The following is an 18,633-nucleotide window of genomic DNA, read 5'->3' on the forward strand; positions in this document are numbered from 1 at the left end:
GAGATATCTCTACCCCCGTAGTTATCGGCCTGGAATGAATTGTGGGAGCCGGGCTTGCCCGCGATAGGTTCAACACGGTATCTGATACCGAGTCGTTCTTATCGCGGGCAAGCCCGGCTCCCACAGTGTTATGCATTACTTAATAAGAGCTACGCCCCATCCGGCAGGCAATCTCGAACGCCTGGCGTATAGCACCAACATTGGCCTTGCCCTGCCCGGCAATATCAAACGCGGTACCGTGCGCAGGTGTGGTGATCGGAATCGGCAAGCCGCCCTGCACTGTCACGCCACGGGAGAAGCCCATCAGTTTGATCGCGATCTGCCCCTGATCGTGATACATGGTCACCACCGCATCGAAGGCACTGGCATCGCCCTGCACCTTGAGGAAAATCGTATCGCCGGGGTACGGGCCATCGGCGGCAATGCCCTGCTCCTGCGCGGTCTTGACTGCTGGACCAATGATGTCCAGCTCTTCGCGGCCAAACGAACCGTTGTCGCCGTTATGTGGGTTGAGACCGCAGACGCCGACACGCGGACGCTCCAGGCCGTTGCGTTTCAGCGCCGTGTCGATCAGACGAATCGCCTCGACCACACGATTCTGATTGAGCATGCCCGGCACGGCGGACAACGCCACGTGAGACGTCACGCGGGAGGTCCAGAGGTTATCCAGCACGTTGAACTCGCAGAATGGCCCGTCGAAACCCAGCAGCTCGGCAAACCAGTGCAGCTCGTCACTGTGCGCCATACCTGCCATGTGCAGCGAGGTCTTGTTCAGCGGGCCGAACAACACCGCATCGGTGGTTTTGGCAGCGGTCAGCTCAACGGCAATTTTCAGTGTATCCAGGCAATAGCGTCCACCGATGGCACTGGATTCGCTACGCGGGAAATCCCCCAGCGCATCACCGCGATAGTTGAAGAACAGCGGCGTGTCGTCGGTGAAGTTCAGGTCTTGCAGGGACTCAATCTGACGATAGGGAAAGTCCTTGCCAGCGATCTGCATACCGCGCTGCATTTCAGCTTCGTCGGCGATCAGGATCACCTGCGCCTGACTGCGCACCTGTGGCTCGGCCAGCAAACGCGCAATCAGTTCAGGACCAATGCCTGCCGGATCACCCAGTACCATCGCAATTCGGGTCTTGCTCATGCTTGATTCCTCATCTGTTCGGGCCACGTCTGTGCAGTGGCTGAAGGCTCGCAACGGTAGATACGTCGCGCGTTGCTGTAAAAAAGCTGTTGCTGGTCGGCCTGCGGCAAATCTCGAACGATCTGCTTGAAGCCGCTATAGATGTCATCGAACGAACCACACAGGCTGTCGACGGGAAAATTGCTGGCGAACATCGCCCGGGCCGGGCCAAACATGGCGATGATTTCCCGGACGATCCAGGCGTTATCCGTCGCACGCCAAGGCTTGCCCGGTAGCCCGAGACCGGAAATCTTCACCACGACATTGGGCTGCTCGGCCAAACGGCTCATGGCGGCATGCCAACCGGCCAATCCCGGCTCGCTGCGATCAGACGGCAGCCCGGCGTGATTGAGGATGATCGTGGTGTCCGGGAAGTCTCGCGCCAGCCGCTCGGCCTCGGGAAGATTCCACCAGGGCGTCTGCAAATCAAAATGCAGGCCCAGCCCGTGCAGAACGGCAAAGCTGCGCCGCCATTGTTCGTCGCTCATGAGGCTCAATTGCGACCCCACCTGCTCAGGTGATGTAGGCCCTCCAGGCTTGTGCCTGACGCTGCGCACACATTGAAACGACGCCTGAGCACGCAACAGATCCACTGCATCCGAATGATCCAGCCAGGCCTGCGCGACAATCGCATTGGGCACTCCGTAACGCGCGGCGAGTTGCTCGACAAAGCGCGTCTCACCAATCGGGTCGCGGGGATCCCATTCGGTTTCGACATAGACGGTCTGCACCACCTGATGCTCGCCCACATCGCCGAAATATTCTGGCGGCAAGTAACGGCGTTTGATCGCTGAATAATCACCGTAGCGAAACGGGATGCTGGCTTGCGGGGCCAGCCATGGATGATGATTGACCTGCGGATCCCAGAAATGATGATGGGCATCCACAATCGGCCCGCTCCACAATTCAGACATCTGCCACCTCGCGCTGACCGTCAAGGCTGATAAACAGGGTGGCGAGCACGAACAGTGCCGCGCAGCCTGCGAAGAACGCCAGTACCGCACCAAAGCCACCGAAGAATTGCAGGATCACCCCGACCAGAATCGGTACGAAGATCCCGCCAATGCTACCCGCCAGATTCATCACGCCGCCGATCAGACCCACCCGGGCCGGTGCAGCGAGCAAGGCCGGGAAGCTCCAGTACAGGCTGCCCCACATCAGGAAGAACGCCGTCATCGCCAACAGGCCGACGGCCGCAAACGGGTCAGTGAGGGTCGGCAACAGCACCAGCGCAGCCAGTGCAATCAGCCCGGAGAAGGTCAGCAGACCTTTGACCGCCAGACCTCGACGCACACCTTTGCGAATCAGGCCGTCACACAGAAAACCACCGGTCAGCGAACCAAGCGCGCCGCAAATGAAGATCACGAAGGTTGCCGCGCCAATGCCCTTGATGTCGAAGCCACGCGCCTGGGCCAGATAGCTCGGCCCCCAGGTCAACAGACCGAAATAGACCATTGCCCAACTGGAGCGTCCGACCAGCAGCCCGGTCAGCGAGCGTGCTGCGATGCCCAGACCTTTGACCGGCGCACGGGCCGCCTCTGCAGCAGGGGTGGCGCGGCCCGCGTTGATCTTGTCCAGCTCGGCCTGATTGACCTGCGGGTGTACCGATGGATCATCACGCAGATAACGCCAGGACACCCAGCCCAGCAACAAAGTCGCGACCCCGGCGATGACGAACGCCATACGCCACGAGTCCAGGGTGGCAATCAGGTAGGCGATTATCAAACCGCCCAGCGCTACGCCCAGCGGGCTACCGCTGTCCATCATCACGGCGCCACGGCTGCGCTCGCTAGGGGCCAGCCACAGGGAAATCAGCTTGCCGCCAGACGGAAACAACGGAGCTTCCGCCGCCCCGAGAAACATCCGCGCAAACAGCAGCGAAACGCCACCCGTGGCGAACCCTGCCAGCACCTGGAAAGTCCCCCATAAACCGGTCGACCAGGTGATGACGCGACGTGGACCGAAGCGGTCAATCATCCAGCCACCGGGGATCTGCAACAGCGCATAGGCCCAGAAGAAACTGCTAAGGATCAGGCCCTGCATGCTCGGCGACAGTTCGAATTCTTTGGCGATGGTCGGCATGGCGATTGATAGCGAGACCCGGTCGATCAGGTTGACCATGGTCAGCAGGAAAATGATGGCAAAGATCCGCCAGCGCACTGTAGTGGCTCGCGCCGTGGTGGCGACCGCCGGATTGCCGGTAGCTGCAGAGGCACCTGCGTCAGACAGATGCACGGGGGCACTGGAACGATCCATGGTGCTTACCTCGTTTTTATTGTTTTTGTAGGTGTTGCTGTGGCGCTCACTATCAGAGGCGAAGCGATAACCGTCTAATCAAAAAAATACATACGGTGATAACCCTTGGATATCGCTAAGACCACATGGCTTCTTGGCAAACATTGAAACTGTAGGAGTGAGCTTGCTCGCGATTGGATCTATCAGTCGACTTCAACATGAACTGACTGGACGCCATCGCGAGCAAGCTCACTCCTACAGTCCGACTTCTTCGGCAGCCCAGAAAAACCTTTATCCCCAGATATCACTGACACGCCTCCAAACTCGCCAACCGATAACCCCAGGCTATCGGTGTATCCAATGTTTTGAGTAGACGCCGCCGCGATAGCTTCCCACACTCGACCCAAGATTTACCGTTCACCGTATCCGGCAGATCGCTCAAAAAACAATTACAAAAAATAGAGGTTTCATCATTATGCGAACCGCATCTCTTCGACGCGCGTCCCGTTTTCTGCTCGGCTGTTCACTCGTTTGCGCCGGCACTCTTCCCGCTCTGGCCAATGCCTGGCAACCCGATAAAAACGTTGAAATCATTGTTGCTGGCGGCCCAGGCGGCGGTACTGATCAGCTCGGTCGTCTGATCCAGTCGATCATCACCACCCACAAGCTGCTGGACGTTAACACCGTGGTGCTCAACAAAGGCGGCGGCAACGGAGCTGAAGCATTTCTGGACCTCAAAATGTCCGAAGGCGATGCAGACAAACTGGTGATTGGCACCAACAACATTTACCTGCTGCCGCTGGTCTCCAAGCTCGGTTATCAATGGCAAGAGCTGACCCCGGTCGCCGCCGTCGCTGAAGACGACTTCATCCTCTGGACCTACAAAGACGCACCGTGGAAAGACGCTAAAAGCCTCTACGAGACGGTCAAGGCCGACCCTTCCAAGCTGCGCATGGGCGGCAGCCAGTCCAAAGACGTGGACCAGACCCTGACCCTGCTGCTGAATAAAACCACCGGCAGCAAACTGGTTTACATCCCGTTCAAAAGCGGCAGCGAAGCGTCTACACAACTGGCTGGCAAACACATCGCCGCCAACGTCAACAACCCAAGCGAAAGCATCAGTCAGTGGCGCGGTGATCAGGTCCAGCCGCTGTGCGTATTCAGTAAAGAGCGCATGGGCTACACCGACAAAGTCGCCGGTGATAAATCCTGGGCCGACGTACCGACCTGCCACGAACAAGGCCTGGGCGTTGAGCAGTATCGCTTCCCGCGCACCGTGTTCATGCCGGGCAAAGTCACGGCTGAACAACGCGCGTTCTATACCGAGCTGATGCGCAAAGTCTCCGAAGCGCCTGAGTTCAAGGCCTACGTCAAACAGAACGCACTGGTGCCGACCTTCCTCGAAGGCGAGCAACTGAGTGCCTACATCCAGCAGGACACGGCCCGCGTTACACCGGTGTTCAAGGACGCTGGCTGGCTGCGCGAGTGATCTGACTGATCAGGCCCCACTGCCGGGTGTTCGCCCGGTAGTTATCTCTGGAGGTGCTCCATGCCCCATTCTTCTGAAACATCTGCGCTGGTCGGCACTCGCTGGGTCGAGTTCGGCCTCGCGCTGTTCACGCTGCTGATCGGCGCAGTCGTGATGTACGGCAGCCTCGACCAAGGCATTGGCTGGGGAGACGCCGGTCCCGAGCCAGGCTACTTCCCCTTCTACATTGGCCTGCTATTGAGCTGCGCCAGCCTGGGGAACGTCGTCCTGACCCTGATTCGCTGGCAGGCATTGAGCGTCGCTTTTGTCAGCCGTACGCAGTTTGCCCAAGTGTTATCGGTGTTCATCCCCATCGCCCTGTTTGTCGCAGCCATGCCGTTCACTGGCATCTATATGGCCTCGGCGGTGTTTATCGCCTGGTTCATGTGGCGCGACCGGGTACGGGCCAAACCTTACGGCAAATGGGTGATCTGCTCGGTGTCTGGCGGCGCGGTACTGGCCAGCTACCTGATTTTCGCCTTGTGGTTCAAAGTGCCTCTGGACGCAGGTCCGGTCGGTGACTGGCTGGCAATGGCCGGGAGATCGATGCAATGACCGAGTTCGATTCTCTGCTGCACGGCATGAACCTGATCCTTACCCCTGGGCATATCGGCCTGATGGTGGTCGGTGTACTGCTGGGCATTCTTGTCGGCGTGCTGCCCGGCCTTGGCGCCCCCAATGGTGTTGCCCTGCTACTGCCGCTGACCTTCACCATGTCGCCAGTCTCGGCCATCATTCTTTTATCGTGCATGTACTGGGGGGCATTGTTTGGTGGGTCGATTACCTCGATTCTGTTCAATATTCCCGGCGAGCCGTCATCGGTGGCGACCACCTTTGACGGTTACCCCATGGCCCGCGACGGCCGTGCAGCCGAAGCCCTGACCGCCGCATTCAGTTCGGCACTGATCGGCGCACTGGCTGGCGTGCTGTTGCTGACCTTCCTGTCGACGCGGATCGCCGAATTTGCCATGTCGTTCAGCTCGCCGGAGTTTTTCGCGGTGTATCTCCTGGCGTTCTGTACGTTCATCGGCATGAGCAAAAACCCGCCGCTGAAAACCGTGGTTGCGATGATGATCGGCTTCGCCATGGCCGCAGTCGGCATGGACACGGTGTCCGGCAACCTGCGCCTGACCTTCGATCAACCGATCCTGATGACCGGCATCAGCTTCGAAGTGGCGGTGATCGGCCTGTTCGGTATTGGTGAAATCCTCTGCACGGTAGAGGAAGGCCTGGTATTCCGTGGCGAACATGCGCGTATCACGCCGATGACGATTCTGCGTACATGGGCCAAATTGCCGCGTTACTGGCTGACGATTTTGCGCAGTACGCTGGTTGGCTGCTGGATGGGCATCACCCCGGGCGGCCCGACAGCTGCCTCCTTCATGGGCTACAGCCTGGCGCGGCGCTTCTCGAAAAACCGCGACAACTTTGGCAAGGGTGAAGTGGAAGGCGTGATCGCACCGGAAACGGCCGACCACGCAGCAGGGACCAGCGCTCTGCTGCCCATGCTGACGCTGGGCATACCTGGCTCGGCCACTGCCGCAGTGATGATGGGCGGCTTGATGATCTGGGGCCTGCATCCTGGTCCGACCTTGTTTGTTGAGCAGCATGATTTCGTCTGGGGCCTGATCGCCAGTATGTACCTGGGGAATGTCGTCAGCCTGATCGTGGTGCTGGCAACCGTGCCGCTGTTTGCTTCGATACTGCGCATACCGTTCTCGATCATTGCCCCGATCATCATCATGATCTGCGCGATCGGTGCGTACTCAGTGCATAACTCGCTGTTCGACGTCGGCCTGATGCTGGTCTTTGGCGCGTTGGGTTATCTATTCAAAAAGCTTGGCTACCCGATTGCACCCTTGGTGCTGGCGGCGGTATTGGGCGACAAGGCTGAAGACGCCTTCCGCCAGTCGATGCTGTTCTCCGATGGGCAACTGGGTATTTTCTGGTCCAACCCGCTGGTGGGCAGTTTGACCACGGCGGCCATGGTGATGCTGTTCTGGCCGTTGATTTCCAGCGGGATCCGCAATGCATTGGGTTGGCGCACGCGTCAAGCCGCCAAAGCGAAATCAGCTCAGTGATTAGGAAGGGGCTAGTAAGCCCTGATATTTCTTGTCAGGCTCAGCCCCAGACTTTTCTGCGAGCGGCGACCATGACCCGAATTCCTGATGCCAACGTCATTCACAGCCGCCTGCGCCTGCGCCAGTTGCGTTTGATGCTGGCGCTTCAGGAACTGGGATCGTTGCGCCGGGCGGCGGACGATATCGGTATGACTCAGCCCGCTGCGACCAAAATGCTCCACGAAGCCGAAGACCTGCTCGGCGTCGAGCTATTTGAGCGCCTGCCACGAGGCATGCGCCCTACGCAGTTTGGCGAAACCGTGATCTATTACGCGCGCATGGTGTTTGCCGAACTGAGCGGCATGCGTGAAGAACTGGTAGCGCTGGAATCCGGCAACCTTGGCCGGGTGGCAGTCGGCGCTATCCCCGCCCTGGCCTCAGGGCTGCTGACCCGCACTATCGCTGACTTGAAGAAAAGCCATCCGCGTTTGTCCATGAGTATTCAGGTCGATACCAGCGATGTGCTGGTTCAGGCCTTGTTACAGGACCAACTGGACGTGGTGCTCGGCCGGATACCTGGCGGCGCACGGGCTGAAGAACTGCTGTTCGACAGCCTGGGCGAAGAAGAACTCTGCGTGGTGGCTGGCGCCAATCACCCCATGGCCGATGCCACCCATCTGGGCTGGGCCGACATGCAGAACATGACCTGGGTCCTGCAACAGCACCCCAGTCCGATGCGCTCGATCATTAATCAGGTGTTCCACAACGCACGCGTCGACATCCCCAGCAGTATTGTTGAAACCACCTCGATCATGACCTTGCTGTCACTGGTCCAACAGACCGACATGCTGGGTGTAACGCCGGTGTCAGTGGTCGAGGACTATCCGGGGCGCGACCTGCTGGCCGTGTTGCCGATCAAATTCGAAGCGCGTCTACCGCCTTACGGGCTGATCACGCGCCGCCACCGCGTTCAGTCCTCAGCCATGCAAGCGTTCATGAACTCGGTCAAAAGTGAACAACGTGCTGTACGCAGTTGAACACGGCCTCGAACTAATTCCCCCCTGCCCCTCTCTACTCCTGCGCTAGATGTACGTCGTTCAACTCCCATTCAGCTAATGCGTCTGACAATCAGACTGGCGCGATGTGTGGGTAGCAGCGACACTCCTTACAGGATAAGAAGAGGATTCCCACATGCTATGGAAAAAGGGTCGGCGCAGCGATAACGTCGTGGACGCACGGGACGGCAGCAGCGGCGGCGGTGGGATGCGCATTGGCGGCAAGGGACTCGGCATCGGTGGCGTGATCATCATTGTGGCTATCGGTCTGTTGACCGGTCAGGACCCGATGCAGATTCTCGGCCAACTCACCGGCCAGGCAACTCAGGCACCACCGTCCAGCCAGACGCGTCAGGCTCCGCCAGCCAACGATGAACAGGCAGAATTCGTCCGTTCGATTCTCGGCGATACCGAAGACACATGGCGCGCAGCCTTCCAGTTGGGCGGCCGCCAATACAAAGATCCAACGCTGGTGCTGTTCAGCGGCCAGGTGCAGTCTGCGTGCGGCTTTGCAACATCGGCCAGCGGACCGTTTTATTGCCCGGCTGACCAGAAGGTGTATCTGGACATGGAGTTCTTCCGCGAAATGTCACAACGCTTCAAAGCTGCGGGGGATTTTGCTCAGGCCTATGTGATTGCTCACGAAGTAGGTCACCATGTGCAGACATTGCTGGGCGTTTCTGAAAAAGTCGATGCCGCCCGCCGCAGTGGCCAGCGCATGGAAGGCAGCAACGGTTTGCTGGTTCGCCAGGAGCTTCAGGCCGACTGTCTGGCAGGCGTTTGGGCCTATAACGCACAAAAGCGTTTGAACTGGCTTGAGCCGGGTGATATTGAAGAAGCCTTGAATGCAGCCAACGCCATTGGCGATGATCGCCTTCAACAACAGGGTCAAGGCCGCGTAGTGCCAGACTCGTTTACTCACGGGACGTCCGCCCAACGGGTTCGCTGGTTCAAAACCGGCTTCTCCCAGGGTCAACTCAACCAGTGCGACACCTTCGCCGCCAAGAGCCTCTGATCACATGATAAAACCGCTACTGATCCTGTCGTTAAGTGCCCTTCTGAGTTTCAACGCTCACGCCGAGGATCAGGCGGTCAAATCCATCAGCCCGGAGCGCCTGACAATCAACGGCGCTCAGGCGACGCTTGGCATGAGCCTGAACTGGAAACAACCTCGCCCTCAGATCGAGCGTGCAGTGATTGTGTTGCATGGCCGGTTGCGTAATGCGCCTACCTACCTGCGCAGCATCGAACGCGCTGCCAATCAGTCAAAACAGCGCACCAAGACCCTGCTGATCGCGCCGCAATTCCTGGATGAGAAGGACATTACCGCGCACCACCTGGGCGACAACATATTGCGCTGGCACGGCAACCAGTGGATGGCAGGCGAAAACTCTGTAGGGCCCAAACCGGTCAGCTCGTTTCTGGTCATCGACCATATTCTGCGCCGCCTGAGTGACAGCAAGCTGTTCCCGAACCTCAAGGAAATCGTTATCGCCGGGCATTCCGGTGGCGCGCAAGTGGTCCAGCGTTACGTGATGCTGGGCGGCAAAGAGGATGTGTTGCTGACGAAAGAAGGCATCAAGTTGCGCTACGTGATTGCCAACCCCTCGTCCTATGCCTATTTCGATACAGAGCGGCCAATGCCGGTGACCAAAGCCAGTTGCCCGGGCTTCAACGAGTGGAAATACGGTCTGAACGGAATGCCGCCGTATGCGGGCAAAGTCAAAACCGCTGACATTGAAGACGATTACGTGAAACGTGACGTGACCTACCTGCTCGGTCAGCACGACACTGATCCGAAACACCCGGCCCTGGACAAGACCTGCGGCGCTGAAGCCCAAGGCACCCAGCGTCTGGAGCGCGGCGAGAACTACTTCAAGTACTTGCAGAAACGCCATCCAGAGGGCCTGAATCAGCGCCTGATCGTGGTACCGAATGTAGGCCACAGCGGCGATGGAATCTTCACATCCCCGCAGGGCCAGGCGGTGTTGTTCAAGGATTTTTGATCTGAAGCAGATTTAATCCTGTGAGAGCGGTGCTTGCCCGCGATACATGAGACGCGGCTGGAAGACACACCGCGTTATCGTTTATCGCGGGCAAGCACCGCTCCCACAGGGATTGCATTTCAACTAAAGTCACTCAGCAAAGCCTTGATCTCCCCACAATCCTGCACATGCCAGTCCGCCAATTCCGGCCAGGGGTTTTCCGGCAGGTTGACCAGAATGGTTTTGGTACCGGCCGCACGCCCGCAATCCAGATCAAAACGATAATCACCGACCATCACCATCTGTGAGGCAGGCACTTGCCAGGCGTCGGCCAGGTGCAACAAGCCAGCCGGATCAGGCTTATGCGGTGCCTCATCGCGACCGAGAACATCCTCCACCGCAAAGCAATCCGCCAGACCGATGGCCTCAAGCGTCACGTGGGCCAGTTCCCGGGCGTTACGGGTCAGAATGCCCAGGCGATAACCACGTCCGGACAACTCCCGAACAAGCTCCACCGCGCCGGGCGCAGCTTTGGACGCAAGAGCCAGTTCACGCTCATGCTCCAGCAGCCAGGCATGCTTGGCTGCCGCGACATCAGTAGGTAACGCCGCCAGATGCCCGAGAATGTCATGATCCTGCGGGATATCGAGTGCACGCTTGATGGCCGGGAAGTCATGAGCGGCAACGGTCAGCGTACCGTCCATGTCGAACACCCAGTGGCTGATCCCGGAAAGACTCATGCCCAATCCTTGCGGTGCCGGATCAGACCTTCCTGACTGACCGAAGCCACCAGTTGCCCGGCACGGTTGTAAACGCTGCCACGGGAGAAACCACGGGAGTTACCCGCCCATGGGCTATCCATCGCGTACAACAACCAGTCGTCAGCCCGCAGATCTCCGTGAAACCACAACGAGTGATCAAGGCTGGCGACCTGCATATCTTTCTGCCAGACCGTCTTGCCGTGAGGCAGCAGCGAAGTCGTCAGCAGGTTGAAGTCCGATGCGTAAGCCATCAGGTACTTGTGCAGCGCCGGGACTTCCGGCAACGCTCCGTCGGTACGGAACCAGATGTACTTCACCGCTTCAGTGGGCTGCGGATTGTAAGGATCGACAGCAGTGACCGGGCGAAACTCGATCGGTTTTGGGCAGAGCATCTTGTCGCGCATGTTCTCCGGGATCAGATGCGCGCGCTGCTGCATCAATTCCAGTTCCGAAGGCAGGTTTTCCGGACCGACGATTTGCGGCATCGAGGTCTGGTGCTGGAAGCCCTGCTCGTCGTACTGAAACGAAGCGCTGCAGGTGAATATCGGCTGGCCCTTCTGGATGGCAGTCACACGGCGCGTACTGAAACTCCCACCATCACGCACTCGATCAACCTGATACACAACCGGCAGACCGGCGTCGCCCGGGCGCAGGAAATACCCGTGCAAAGAGTGCACATGCCGCGCATCTTCGACCGTCTGGCTGGCAGCCGACAAAGACTGGCCCAGTACCTGCCCACCGAACAACTGGCGAAAGCCAAGGTCCTGACTGCGGCCACGGAACAGGTTCTCTTCAATCGGTTCCAGGCTCAACAGCGCAACCAGATCATCCAACACTTGGCTCATTCATTACTCCTTACACAAAACCGTTCGCCGTCGCTTCAAGCGTGACACAAGCCGAAATGATACAGAAATTAACGCCATCAGCCCCCTCAAGCTTGCAGCGTATCCAGCCATTGTTGGCGAGTTATGCGATACAGCACGTGCGGCTGCAAAGGATGACCGGGCGGCAACTGCGGGTGATCAAAGTCATCGGCAGCGTCGGTGCTCATGCCGATGGCCTGCATGACTTTTTGCGACGGTTCGTTGCTCTGAGCCGTAAACGAAACGATCTGATCCACTCCCAGGCGCTCAAAGCCGCATCCCAAGGCCGTCCAGGCCGCTTCGCTGGCATAACCAAACCCCCAGTGCTCACGGGCCAGACGCCAGCCGATTTCAATCGCAGGGGTGAAATGCGCGTCAAAATTCACCACGCCCAGCCCGGTGAAACCAATGAACTGGCCGGTGTCCTTACGCTCCAGCGCCCACAACCCGAAGCCCAGTTCGGCAAAGTGCCCACGCACGCGACCGATCAGTGCGGCGCTTTCCAGACGACTCAAAGGCTCCGGGAAATAGCGCATGACGTGGGGATCCGCGCACATTTCGGCAAATGCGGCTAAATCGTCGTCTCGCCATTGGCGCATCAACAATCGCGCACTCTCGAGTTTGAGTATCGGCTCCATCGGTTCTCTCCATTAACCGCTCAGTCATTGTGTCGGCCAGTGTAGCCTTGCGTTGAGCCACAAAGCTGGGCCTTCAGGGGCAATGCTGGCACTATCCGGCTTCGACCCCTGACCGGACGCAAAATGTCCCTGCCGCTCATCTATCACGAGGATTACAGCCCGGACTTCCCGGCTGACCATCGTTTCCCCATGGACAAGTTCCGTTTGCTGCGCGATCACCTGATCGACAGCGGGCTGACCAGCGACGACGCTTTGCTGCGTCCGCAAATCTGTCCGAACGACATTCTTGCACTGGCTCATGACCCTTCTTATATACGCCGTTATATGGAAGGCGACTTGTCCCGTGAAGATCAGCGACGCCTGGGCCTGCCCTGGAGCGCGGATCTGGCGCGACGTACGGTACGCGCTGTGGGCGGGTCACTGCTGACGGCTGAGCAGGCGTTACAGCACGGTCTGGCGTGTCATCTGGCGGGCGGCACCCATCATGCGCATTACGATTACCCCGCCGGGTTCTGCATTTTCAACGATCTGGCGGTGATCAGTCAGTACCTGCTGCAAAGCGGGCGGGTGGACAAAGTACTGATCTTCGATTGCGATGTGCATCAGGGCGACGGTACCGCGCGGATTCTGGCCGATACCGATGACGCGATTACCGTCTCGCTGCATTGCGAAAAGAACTTTCCGGCGCGTAAAGCGCAGAGCGACTGGGACATCCCGTTGCCGATGGGCATGGGCGATGACGAATACCTGAAAGTGGTAGATGACCTCCTCAACTATCTGTTGCCGCTCTATCAGCCGGATCTGGTGCTCTACGATGCGGGGGTGGACGTGCATCAGGACGATGCGCTGGGTTATCTGAAGCTGACCGACGCCGGAGTGGCCGCCCGCGATGAGGCCGTGCTGCGCCACTGTATCGGGCGCAACATCCCGGTCATGGGCGTGATTGGCGGCGGCTACAGCAAAGACCGACAGGCCCTGGCACGGCGGCACGGGATTTTGCATCACAGCGCGCAGCGGGTCTGGGTGTCGGAGGGGTTGTGAACTCTGTCTCATGACACCACGCAGGACCTGTAGGAGTGAGCTTGCTCGCGATAGCGTTTAATCAGGCGAAGTATTTTCGATTGGAAGATTGCTATCGCGAGCAAGCTCACTCCTACAGGTATGCGCTTCAATTCAAAGGATCGCATGTTGTTTGGTAGGAGCGACCGGGGCACGGTGCAGGTAGAATGCGCGACCAAACCGTAACGATATGCACCTCGCCATGACTGACACCACAGCGCCAATCCCCTCCTCAGTCGCCATCATTGGCGGCGGCCCTGCTGGTTTGATGGCGGCCGAAGTGTTGAGTCAGGCAGGCATCAAAGTCGACCTGTATGACGGCATGCCTTCAGTGGGACGCAAGTTCCTCTTGGCGGGCGTCGGTGGCATGAACATCACCCACTCCGAGCCCTACCCGGCCTTCCTTTCCCGCTACGCCGAGCGCTCAGGCGATATCGCCCCGCTGTTGCGCGGGTTTGGCGCGGATGACCTGTGCGCATGGATTCACAACCTCGGTATTGAAACCTTCGTCGGCAGCTCGGGCCGGGTCTTCCCCACCGACATGAAAGCAGCGCCGCTACTGCGCGCCTGGCTCAAGCGCTTGCGTGATAGCGGTGTCACCATCCATACGCGGCATCGCTGGCTCGGCTGGGACGCTGCGGGTCAGTTGCGTATCGCACATCCGGAAGGTGAAACCTCACTGAACCCCGACGCCGTATTGCTCGCCCTGGGCGGTGCAAGCTGGTCGCGATTGGGCTCGGACGGCGCCTGGTGGCCGCAGCTGGCCGAGCGTGGCGTTGACCTCAAGTCGCTGCAAGCTGCCAACTGCGGTTTTGAAGTCACTGGCTGGAGTGAGCTGCTGCGCAGCAAGTTCGCGGGCGCGCCGCTGAAGAATATCGGCATCGGCATGCGCGGCCAGACGCCTCGTCTGGGTGAATGCGTGATCACCGACAACGGTGTGGAAGGCAGCCTGATTTATGCGCTGTCGGCGCAGATTCGCGAAGAGATCAATCAGCACGGTGCCTCAACCATCCTGATTGATCTGCTCCCCGGCAAAACACCTTCTGCCCTACAAAAAGCGCTCGAAAAACCTCGCGGCTCACGCTCCATGTCCAAGCACTTACACAGCCAGTTGGGTATCGATGGGGTGAAAGCCGCCTTGTTGCGAGAGCTGGCCCCGCGTGAAGCTTTTGACGACCCCGCCCAACTGAGCATGGCCTTGAAAGCCCTGCCCCTGCAGCTCATCAAAGCTCGCCCGCTGGACGAGGCCATCAGTACCGCAGGCGGTGTAACCTTCGAAGCCATGGACCAGCGCCTGATGCTCAAGCAATTACCGGGCGTATTCTGCGCTGGCGAAATGCTCGACTGGGAAGCGCCCACCGGCGGCTACCTGCTCACGGCATGCTTCGCCAGCGGCAGGGCTGCGGGGTTGGGGGTTCTGGAGTGGTTGAAGGAGACTCAACACAATTCCCCTGTGGGAGCTGGGCTTGCCCGCGATAGGGCTGGACTCGATCTAAAGTGAACCGCGTGCAGCCCTATCGCGGGCAAGCCCAGCTCTCACAGGTTCCCGGCCAGATGCACGACCGCACGGCGACGGACACAACACAATGATTCAGGACACCCAATGAACCTAGAAGAACTCACTCAGCGCCTGCACCGCATCCGCGATCAAAATGACTGGAAGCAGTTTCACAGCCCGAAAAACCTGACCATGGCTGCCAGTGTTGAAATGTCGGAGCTGGTAGAAATCTTCCAGTGGCTGACCGAAGACCAGTCCCGCCAGCTTCCACCTGAGAAACTCGCACATGCGGGACAGGAAGTCGGCGATATCATTCTTTATCTGCTGCTGTTGTGCAGCGAACTGGGGATCGACATGGACACGGTGGTCCGCAGCAAACTGGCCGACAGTGAACGCAGGTTCGCCAAATGAGTGATCGCCACTTCGATCAACTGGCGACGCGCTTCGCCGAAAAAATCTACGGCGGTGCCAAGGGCGCCATCCGTCTTGCGGTACTTCAGGCCGATCTGACCGAAGCTTTGCCCACCCGTCCACTGCGGGTGCTGGACATCGGTGCAGGGCTGGGACACATGTCGTTATGGCTGGCAGAGCGCGGTCATGACGTGACCCTTGCAGAACCGGCGGCGCCGATGCTTGAAGGGGCCCGCCAACGATTTGCCGACGCAGGCCAGACCGCCACGTTTATTCAGGCGCCCTGGCAGGAACTGTCGGCCCAATTGCATGAACCTTACGACCTGGTGCTGTGCCACGCCGTACTGGAATGGCTGGCCGAACCCCACACGATCCTGCCGGTACTGCACAAACTGACCAAAGCCGAGGGGTGGCTGTCCCTGGCGTTTTACAACCGCGACGCGCTGATCTACCGCAACCTGCTCAAGGGTCACTTCAAAAAAATGCGCAAGAACGACATGGCTGGCGAGAAGCAAAGTCTGACGCCACAGCAGCCGCTCGATCCGCGTGAACTGGCGGCGCAACTTGAAGGCATGTGGCGTGTCGAAACCCAGAGCGGTGTCAGAGTGTTTCATGACTACATGCCGGTGGAGTTTCAGGCACGGGCTGAATTGGTGGACCTGCTGGAAATGGAACTGGCTCACCGTCGACATCCCGCCTATGCAGGACTTGGTCGTTACCTGCACTGGATTTGTCGCCCACTTTGAGCACCCGCACCAGCCAGACTGATCACAGGCAGTCTGGCGCTGTTGATCGTTGTTTCCTGTCTTCAAAGGCCACTTAGCGGAGGCCATGATGAAACACCGCCTCGTTCTGATTACGTTCTGCCTCGGTCTGGCTGCCTGCCAGAGCGATAATCCGTATCGTGCCGACTCAACGCCCCTGCCGCCGGCCCCCGCACACGCGGCCAATGCTGTGGACATGAGCGCGTATCCTGCGCCACCGCGGGATTACGGGCGCTATCGCAGTTGGACCTGGCGCAACAATCAACTGCCACCCGGCTCGGCCTGGGCTGATTCAGCGCAAATCGCCGAAGCCGTCAGCAATGGCCTGGACCAACGCGGTTTGCGCCCGGCCCAAAGCACACAGCCAGCGGACCTCCAGGTTAGCGCGCAGACCCGCATGGAAATCCGTACCCGCCAGGTCCGTGATGACTACTACGATCCTTACTACGGCGGCAGCGGCATCGGTTATGGCCATGGTCCGTATGGCAACCGCTACGGCGGTTATGCCAGCGTCCCCATCGTGCGGACTTATCAGGAACAGGTGGTGGTCGTCAGCATCAGCCTGTTTGACGCCCGCAACGGCCAGCCGGTGTGGAGCGCAAGCGCCGAGACACGTAACGGCAGCGATCAATCAGATCGGTCCAGCGCCCTGCGTCAGGCTGTGCAAAAAGCATTGAGCGCGTATCCTCCCTCCTGACATCTTCGGAGAACTGCCATGTTTCGCCGTCTCGCTCTACTGTCCCTGTTAGTGCTGCTCAGTGCCTGCCAAACCAACCAGATCAATCGTGATTTCGACGCCAGTCGTGACTTCGGCGGGTACCGAAGCTGGAGCTGGAAAGAGCCCGGCGTGCAGTATCAACCGGATGATCCGCGGATCAAGAGCGACCTCACCGATCAGCGTATTCGCCAGTCGGTTGGCGAACAACTCGACCAGCGCGGTTTGCGCATGGCCGCGTCGGGCGCACATTCAGACCTGAAAGTACAAGCCTGGCTAATCATGGAAAATCGTCAGCAACTGGTCAGTACCAATTACGGTGGCGGCTGGGGGCCTTGGGGCGGCTACGGCTACTGGAACGCGCCAATGACCGAAACTCGTAGCGTCGACTACAAAGTGACGACCCTGCAGATCGACCTGTTCGACGGCAAGGACGGCAAACTTGTCTGGCGCGGCAGCACTGAGCGCATCCTCAACCAGGACAATGCCCCCAATGCGCGCGAGACGGCAATCCGTCAGACGGTCGCAAAAATCCTCGAGCAGTATCCACCACGTTGAGCCCGCGTTTTAGTTGTAGAGGGCTTGGCGCATCCGGCCCTTTTTAACTAAAACTCATCAGGAGTAAGTACCCGCTACTTCAACGCGTTAAATCACATCCCCCCGCAAAACTGATAAAGCGTCAAAAAAAACATACTTGCCGACACGACGTTATATCGCGGCAACCGTGTACCTGCCGGACCGAATTCATCCGGAAGCGCGGTACTAATGGCGATAAAACGAGGGGAATTCACTGGCCTATTACCGGATGAATTCAGTCCCACAAGGCCCTTTTGATTCAGATGGTTATGGCGTTCTTTGAGAAAAGCCAACGTATTGGCGCTTACCGTCGACGTCAGGAAAACCCCACACTTCCTGACCTCGACCAAAAAGAAAATATCCACTAGTCGTAAACACGATTAACACTATGTACATAACGCCAAAGTCTGACTACGGTAGTAACAGGTCTCGGGGAATACGTGACCTATACGGAAAACAGTCGTATTGATAAAGCGTGAGTATTGAGTCTGACAACGCTTTGTTTTTCGCAGACAGGGAGTAGCGCGTGAACAAAAATTCTCCATTCAAAGTACTTGTCGTCGACCATCAACCTTCGGTGGTGAACGAGCTGAGCGAGTTTTTACAAAACAGTGGTTACGAGTGTTCCGGCAGCCACTCAAGCAAAGAAGCGCTGGAACAGTTTCGCAACGACCCTGCCGTAGGCATCGTTTTGTGCGATCTGCACATGCCTAAATCCGACGGTGTGGAACTGGTCGATGCGCTGAAACTGGTCGCCGGTAAAAAGCGCGTTTTCGAGACTATTGTGCTGACGTCCAATGACGACAAGCAGGAAGTAATCAAAGCCTTGCGAGCGGGCGTGGCAGACTACTTTCAGAAACCCGTGAACCTGAACGAACTGCTGGAAGGCGTGCAACGGCAAGAGGCAGTGCTTCATGAGCGGCAGAAAAGCTTCCGCCAACTGAGCGAACTCAATGAAAAGCTGCGTTTTCTGGCCGCCTCCATCGATGATCTGTACGAAGACCTGGACCGGGTTCGTCCGACTCATACCGCTCCCAGCGTGGAGGAAGGTGCCGAGGAAGAGTTGGATCTGTCAGTGCTTTTTGCCCCACTCTCCCCTCGTCAGCAGGACGTAGCCCGACTCGTCGCCAAAGGTCATACCAATTATCAGATCGGCTGCAAGCTGGGTATTACCGAAAACACCGTCAAGCTCTACGTCTCGCAAGTGCTGCGCCTGACCCATATGCACAACCGCACCCAACTGGCGCTGGCGATGTCACCAAGCGGAGCAAATCGCGTGCGGGATGCGGCTCACTAGACTCA

The 18,633-nt window shown here is 58.6% G+C and carries 19 protein-coding genes; 13 read left to right on the forward strand and 6 right to left on the reverse strand.

The features are described from left to right. Positions 1–139 precede the first annotated feature (139 nt). From AUC61_RS06510 to AUC61_RS06520, 3 genes are read right to left on the reverse strand one after another with little or no spacing between them, the layout of a single operon-like run. Positions 140–1,144, reverse strand: a complete 1,005-nt coding sequence (locus AUC61_RS06510; protein ID WP_243245095.1) for a 4-hydroxythreonine-4-phosphate dehydrogenase PdxA — start codon at positions 1,142–1,144, stop codon at positions 140–142. Continuing rightward, the gene (locus AUC61_RS06515; RefSeq protein WP_243245097.1) at positions 1,141–2,097 is read right to left on the reverse strand and encodes an amidohydrolase family protein; all 957 of its coding nucleotides are present in this window, start codon (positions 2,095–2,097) and stop codon (positions 1,141–1,143) included. Before AUC61_RS06515 ends, AUC61_RS06510 begins: the two co-directional genes overlap by 4 nt. Further along, positions 2,090–3,439, reverse strand: a complete 1,350-nt coding sequence (locus AUC61_RS06520) for an MFS transporter (protein ID WP_243245098.1) — start codon at positions 3,437–3,439, stop codon at positions 2,090–2,092. The genes AUC61_RS06515 and AUC61_RS06520 overlap by 8 nt, the downstream gene beginning before the upstream one ends. A gap of 454 nt (positions 3,440–3,893) precedes the next feature. Here AUC61_RS06520 and AUC61_RS06525 point away from each other — a divergent pair, with 454 nt between their 5' ends. From AUC61_RS06525 to AUC61_RS06550, 6 genes are all read left to right on the forward strand, one after another. Next, positions 3,894–4,907 carry a Bug family tripartite tricarboxylate transporter substrate binding protein gene (locus AUC61_RS06525; protein ID WP_243245100.1) on the forward strand — a complete coding sequence of 338 codons (1,014 nt, stop codon included), beginning with the start codon at positions 3,894–3,896 and terminating at the stop codon, positions 4,905–4,907. A 60-nt stretch (positions 4,908–4,967) separates the two neighbouring features. Continuing rightward, positions 4,968–5,501, forward strand: coding sequence for a tripartite tricarboxylate transporter TctB family protein (locus AUC61_RS06530; protein WP_243245102.1), 534 nt, complete (start codon positions 4,968–4,970; stop codon positions 5,499–5,501). After that, complete coding sequence (locus AUC61_RS06535) at positions 5,498–7,027, forward strand: tripartite tricarboxylate transporter permease (protein ID WP_243245103.1); 1,530 nt, start codon at positions 5,498–5,500, stop codon at positions 7,025–7,027. The genes AUC61_RS06530 and AUC61_RS06535 overlap by 4 nt, the downstream gene beginning before the upstream one ends. A gap of 71 nt (positions 7,028–7,098) precedes the next feature. Beyond that, complete coding sequence (locus AUC61_RS06540) at positions 7,099–8,043, forward strand: LysR family transcriptional regulator (protein WP_243245105.1); 945 nt, start codon at positions 7,099–7,101, stop codon at positions 8,041–8,043. Between the two features lie 154 nt (positions 8,044–8,197). Then, entirely contained in the window at positions 8,198–9,076 is an 879-nt protein-coding gene (ypfJ, locus tag AUC61_RS06545) for a KPN_02809 family neutral zinc metallopeptidase (RefSeq protein WP_243245107.1), read from the forward strand. Positions 9,077–9,080: 4 nt separating this feature from the next. Further along, positions 9,081–10,067 (forward strand): alpha/beta hydrolase, encoded by a 987-nt coding sequence (locus AUC61_RS06550; RefSeq protein ID WP_243245109.1) that lies wholly within the window; start codon positions 9,081–9,083, stop codon positions 10,065–10,067. A 119-nt stretch (positions 10,068–10,186) separates the two neighbouring features. Here the strand turns inward: AUC61_RS06550 and AUC61_RS06555 are convergent, their stop codons facing one another. The 3 genes from AUC61_RS06555 to AUC61_RS06565 form a co-directional block, all read right to left on the reverse strand. Continuing rightward, on the reverse strand, positions 10,187–10,786 hold the full coding sequence (locus tag AUC61_RS06555) for an HAD family hydrolase (protein WP_243245111.1): 600 nt from the start codon (positions 10,784–10,786) through the stop codon (positions 10,187–10,189). After that, positions 10,783–11,652, reverse strand: a complete 870-nt coding sequence (gene tesB / locus AUC61_RS06560; protein WP_243245113.1) for an acyl-CoA thioesterase II — start codon at positions 11,650–11,652, stop codon at positions 10,783–10,785. The genes AUC61_RS06555 and tesB overlap by 4 nt, the downstream gene beginning before the upstream one ends. An 86-nt stretch (positions 11,653–11,738) precedes the next feature. After that, positions 11,739–12,308 carry a GNAT family N-acetyltransferase gene (locus AUC61_RS06565; protein WP_243245115.1) on the reverse strand — a complete coding sequence of 190 codons (570 nt, stop codon included), beginning with the start codon at positions 12,306–12,308 and terminating at the stop codon, positions 11,739–11,741. Between the two features lie 123 nt (positions 12,309–12,431). Here AUC61_RS06565 and AUC61_RS06570 point away from each other — a divergent pair, with 123 nt between their 5' ends. From AUC61_RS06570 to AUC61_RS06600, 7 genes are all read left to right on the forward strand, one after another. Continuing rightward, positions 12,432–13,349: a histone deacetylase family protein gene (locus tag AUC61_RS06570; RefSeq protein ID WP_243245116.1), complete on the forward strand. Its 918-nt coding sequence runs from the start codon at positions 12,432–12,434 to the stop codon at positions 13,347–13,349. 220 nt (positions 13,350–13,569) lie between these two features. Beyond that, a complete protein-coding gene (locus tag AUC61_RS06575) occupies positions 13,570–14,868 on the forward strand; it encodes a TIGR03862 family flavoprotein (protein WP_243245118.1) in 1,299 nt (432 codons plus the stop codon). A gap of 102 nt (positions 14,869–14,970) precedes the next feature. Further along, complete coding sequence (locus AUC61_RS06580) at positions 14,971–15,276, forward strand: nucleotide pyrophosphohydrolase (protein WP_243245119.1); 306 nt, start codon at positions 14,971–14,973, stop codon at positions 15,274–15,276. Next, positions 15,273–16,022, forward strand: a complete 750-nt coding sequence (locus AUC61_RS06585) for a methyltransferase (RefSeq protein WP_243245121.1) — start codon at positions 15,273–15,275, stop codon at positions 16,020–16,022. The genes AUC61_RS06580 and AUC61_RS06585 overlap by 4 nt, the downstream gene beginning before the upstream one ends. An 88-nt stretch (positions 16,023–16,110) precedes the next feature. Then, on the forward strand, positions 16,111–16,737 hold the full coding sequence (locus AUC61_RS06590; protein WP_243245123.1) for a DUF4136 domain-containing protein: 627 nt from the start codon (positions 16,111–16,113) through the stop codon (positions 16,735–16,737). Between the two features lie 18 nt (positions 16,738–16,755). Continuing rightward, positions 16,756–17,313 (forward strand): DUF4136 domain-containing protein, encoded by a 558-nt coding sequence (locus AUC61_RS06595; RefSeq protein WP_243245124.1) that lies wholly within the window; start codon positions 16,756–16,758, stop codon positions 17,311–17,313. Between the two features lie 544 nt (positions 17,314–17,857). After that, on the forward strand, positions 17,858–18,628 hold the full coding sequence (locus AUC61_RS06600) for a response regulator transcription factor (RefSeq protein ID WP_243245125.1): 771 nt from the start codon (positions 17,858–17,860) through the stop codon (positions 18,626–18,628). The last annotated feature ends 5 nt before the right edge of the window (positions 18,629–18,633 follow it).

Source organism: Pseudomonas maioricensis (assembly GCF_022790535.1).
Taxonomy (GTDB): Bacteria; Pseudomonadota; Gammaproteobacteria; order Pseudomonadales; family Pseudomonadaceae; genus Aquipseudomonas; species Aquipseudomonas maioricensis.

What these genes read in the sequence shown, in the direction of transcription:
- AUC61_RS06510 (WP_243245095.1), bottom strand. Translation starts at nt 1,144, where the DNA reads ATGAGCAAGACCCGAATTGCGATGGTACTGGGTGATCCGGCAGGCATT.
- AUC61_RS06515 (WP_243245097.1), bottom strand. Translation starts at nt 2,097, where the DNA reads ATGTCTGAATTGTGGAGCGGGCCGATTGTGGATGCCCATCATCATTTC.
- AUC61_RS06520 (WP_243245098.1), bottom strand. Translation starts at nt 3,439, where the DNA reads ATGGATCGTTCCAGTGCCCCCGTGCATCTGTCTGACGCAGGTGCCTCT.
- AUC61_RS06525 (WP_243245100.1), top strand. Translation starts at nt 3,894, where the DNA reads ATGCGAACCGCATCTCTTCGACGCGCGTCCCGTTTTCTGCTCGGCTGT.
- AUC61_RS06530 (WP_243245102.1), top strand. Translation starts at nt 4,968, where the DNA reads ATGCCCCATTCTTCTGAAACATCTGCGCTGGTCGGCACTCGCTGGGTC.
- AUC61_RS06535 (WP_243245103.1), top strand. Translation starts at nt 5,498, where the DNA reads ATGACCGAGTTCGATTCTCTGCTGCACGGCATGAACCTGATCCTTACC.
- AUC61_RS06540 (WP_243245105.1), top strand. Translation starts at nt 7,099, where the DNA reads ATGACCCGAATTCCTGATGCCAACGTCATTCACAGCCGCCTGCGCCTG.
- ypfJ (WP_243245107.1), top strand. Translation starts at nt 8,198, where the DNA reads ATGCTATGGAAAAAGGGTCGGCGCAGCGATAACGTCGTGGACGCACGG.
- AUC61_RS06550 (WP_243245109.1), top strand. Translation starts at nt 9,081, where the DNA reads ATGATAAAACCGCTACTGATCCTGTCGTTAAGTGCCCTTCTGAGTTTC.
- AUC61_RS06555 (WP_243245111.1), bottom strand. Translation starts at nt 10,786, where the DNA reads ATGAGTCTTTCCGGGATCAGCCACTGGGTGTTCGACATGGACGGTACG.
- tesB (WP_243245113.1), bottom strand. Translation starts at nt 11,652, where the DNA reads ATGAGCCAAGTGTTGGATGATCTGGTTGCGCTGTTGAGCCTGGAACCG.
- AUC61_RS06565 (WP_243245115.1), bottom strand. Translation starts at nt 12,308, where the DNA reads ATGGAGCCGATACTCAAACTCGAGAGTGCGCGATTGTTGATGCGCCAA.
- AUC61_RS06570 (WP_243245116.1), top strand. Translation starts at nt 12,432, where the DNA reads ATGTCCCTGCCGCTCATCTATCACGAGGATTACAGCCCGGACTTCCCG.
- AUC61_RS06575 (WP_243245118.1), top strand. Translation starts at nt 13,570, where the DNA reads ATGACTGACACCACAGCGCCAATCCCCTCCTCAGTCGCCATCATTGGC.
- AUC61_RS06580 (WP_243245119.1), top strand. Translation starts at nt 14,971, where the DNA reads ATGAACCTAGAAGAACTCACTCAGCGCCTGCACCGCATCCGCGATCAA.
- AUC61_RS06585 (WP_243245121.1), top strand. Translation starts at nt 15,273, where the DNA reads ATGAGTGATCGCCACTTCGATCAACTGGCGACGCGCTTCGCCGAAAAA.
- AUC61_RS06590 (WP_243245123.1), top strand. Translation starts at nt 16,111, where the DNA reads ATGAAACACCGCCTCGTTCTGATTACGTTCTGCCTCGGTCTGGCTGCC.
- AUC61_RS06595 (WP_243245124.1), top strand. Translation starts at nt 16,756, where the DNA reads ATGTTTCGCCGTCTCGCTCTACTGTCCCTGTTAGTGCTGCTCAGTGCC.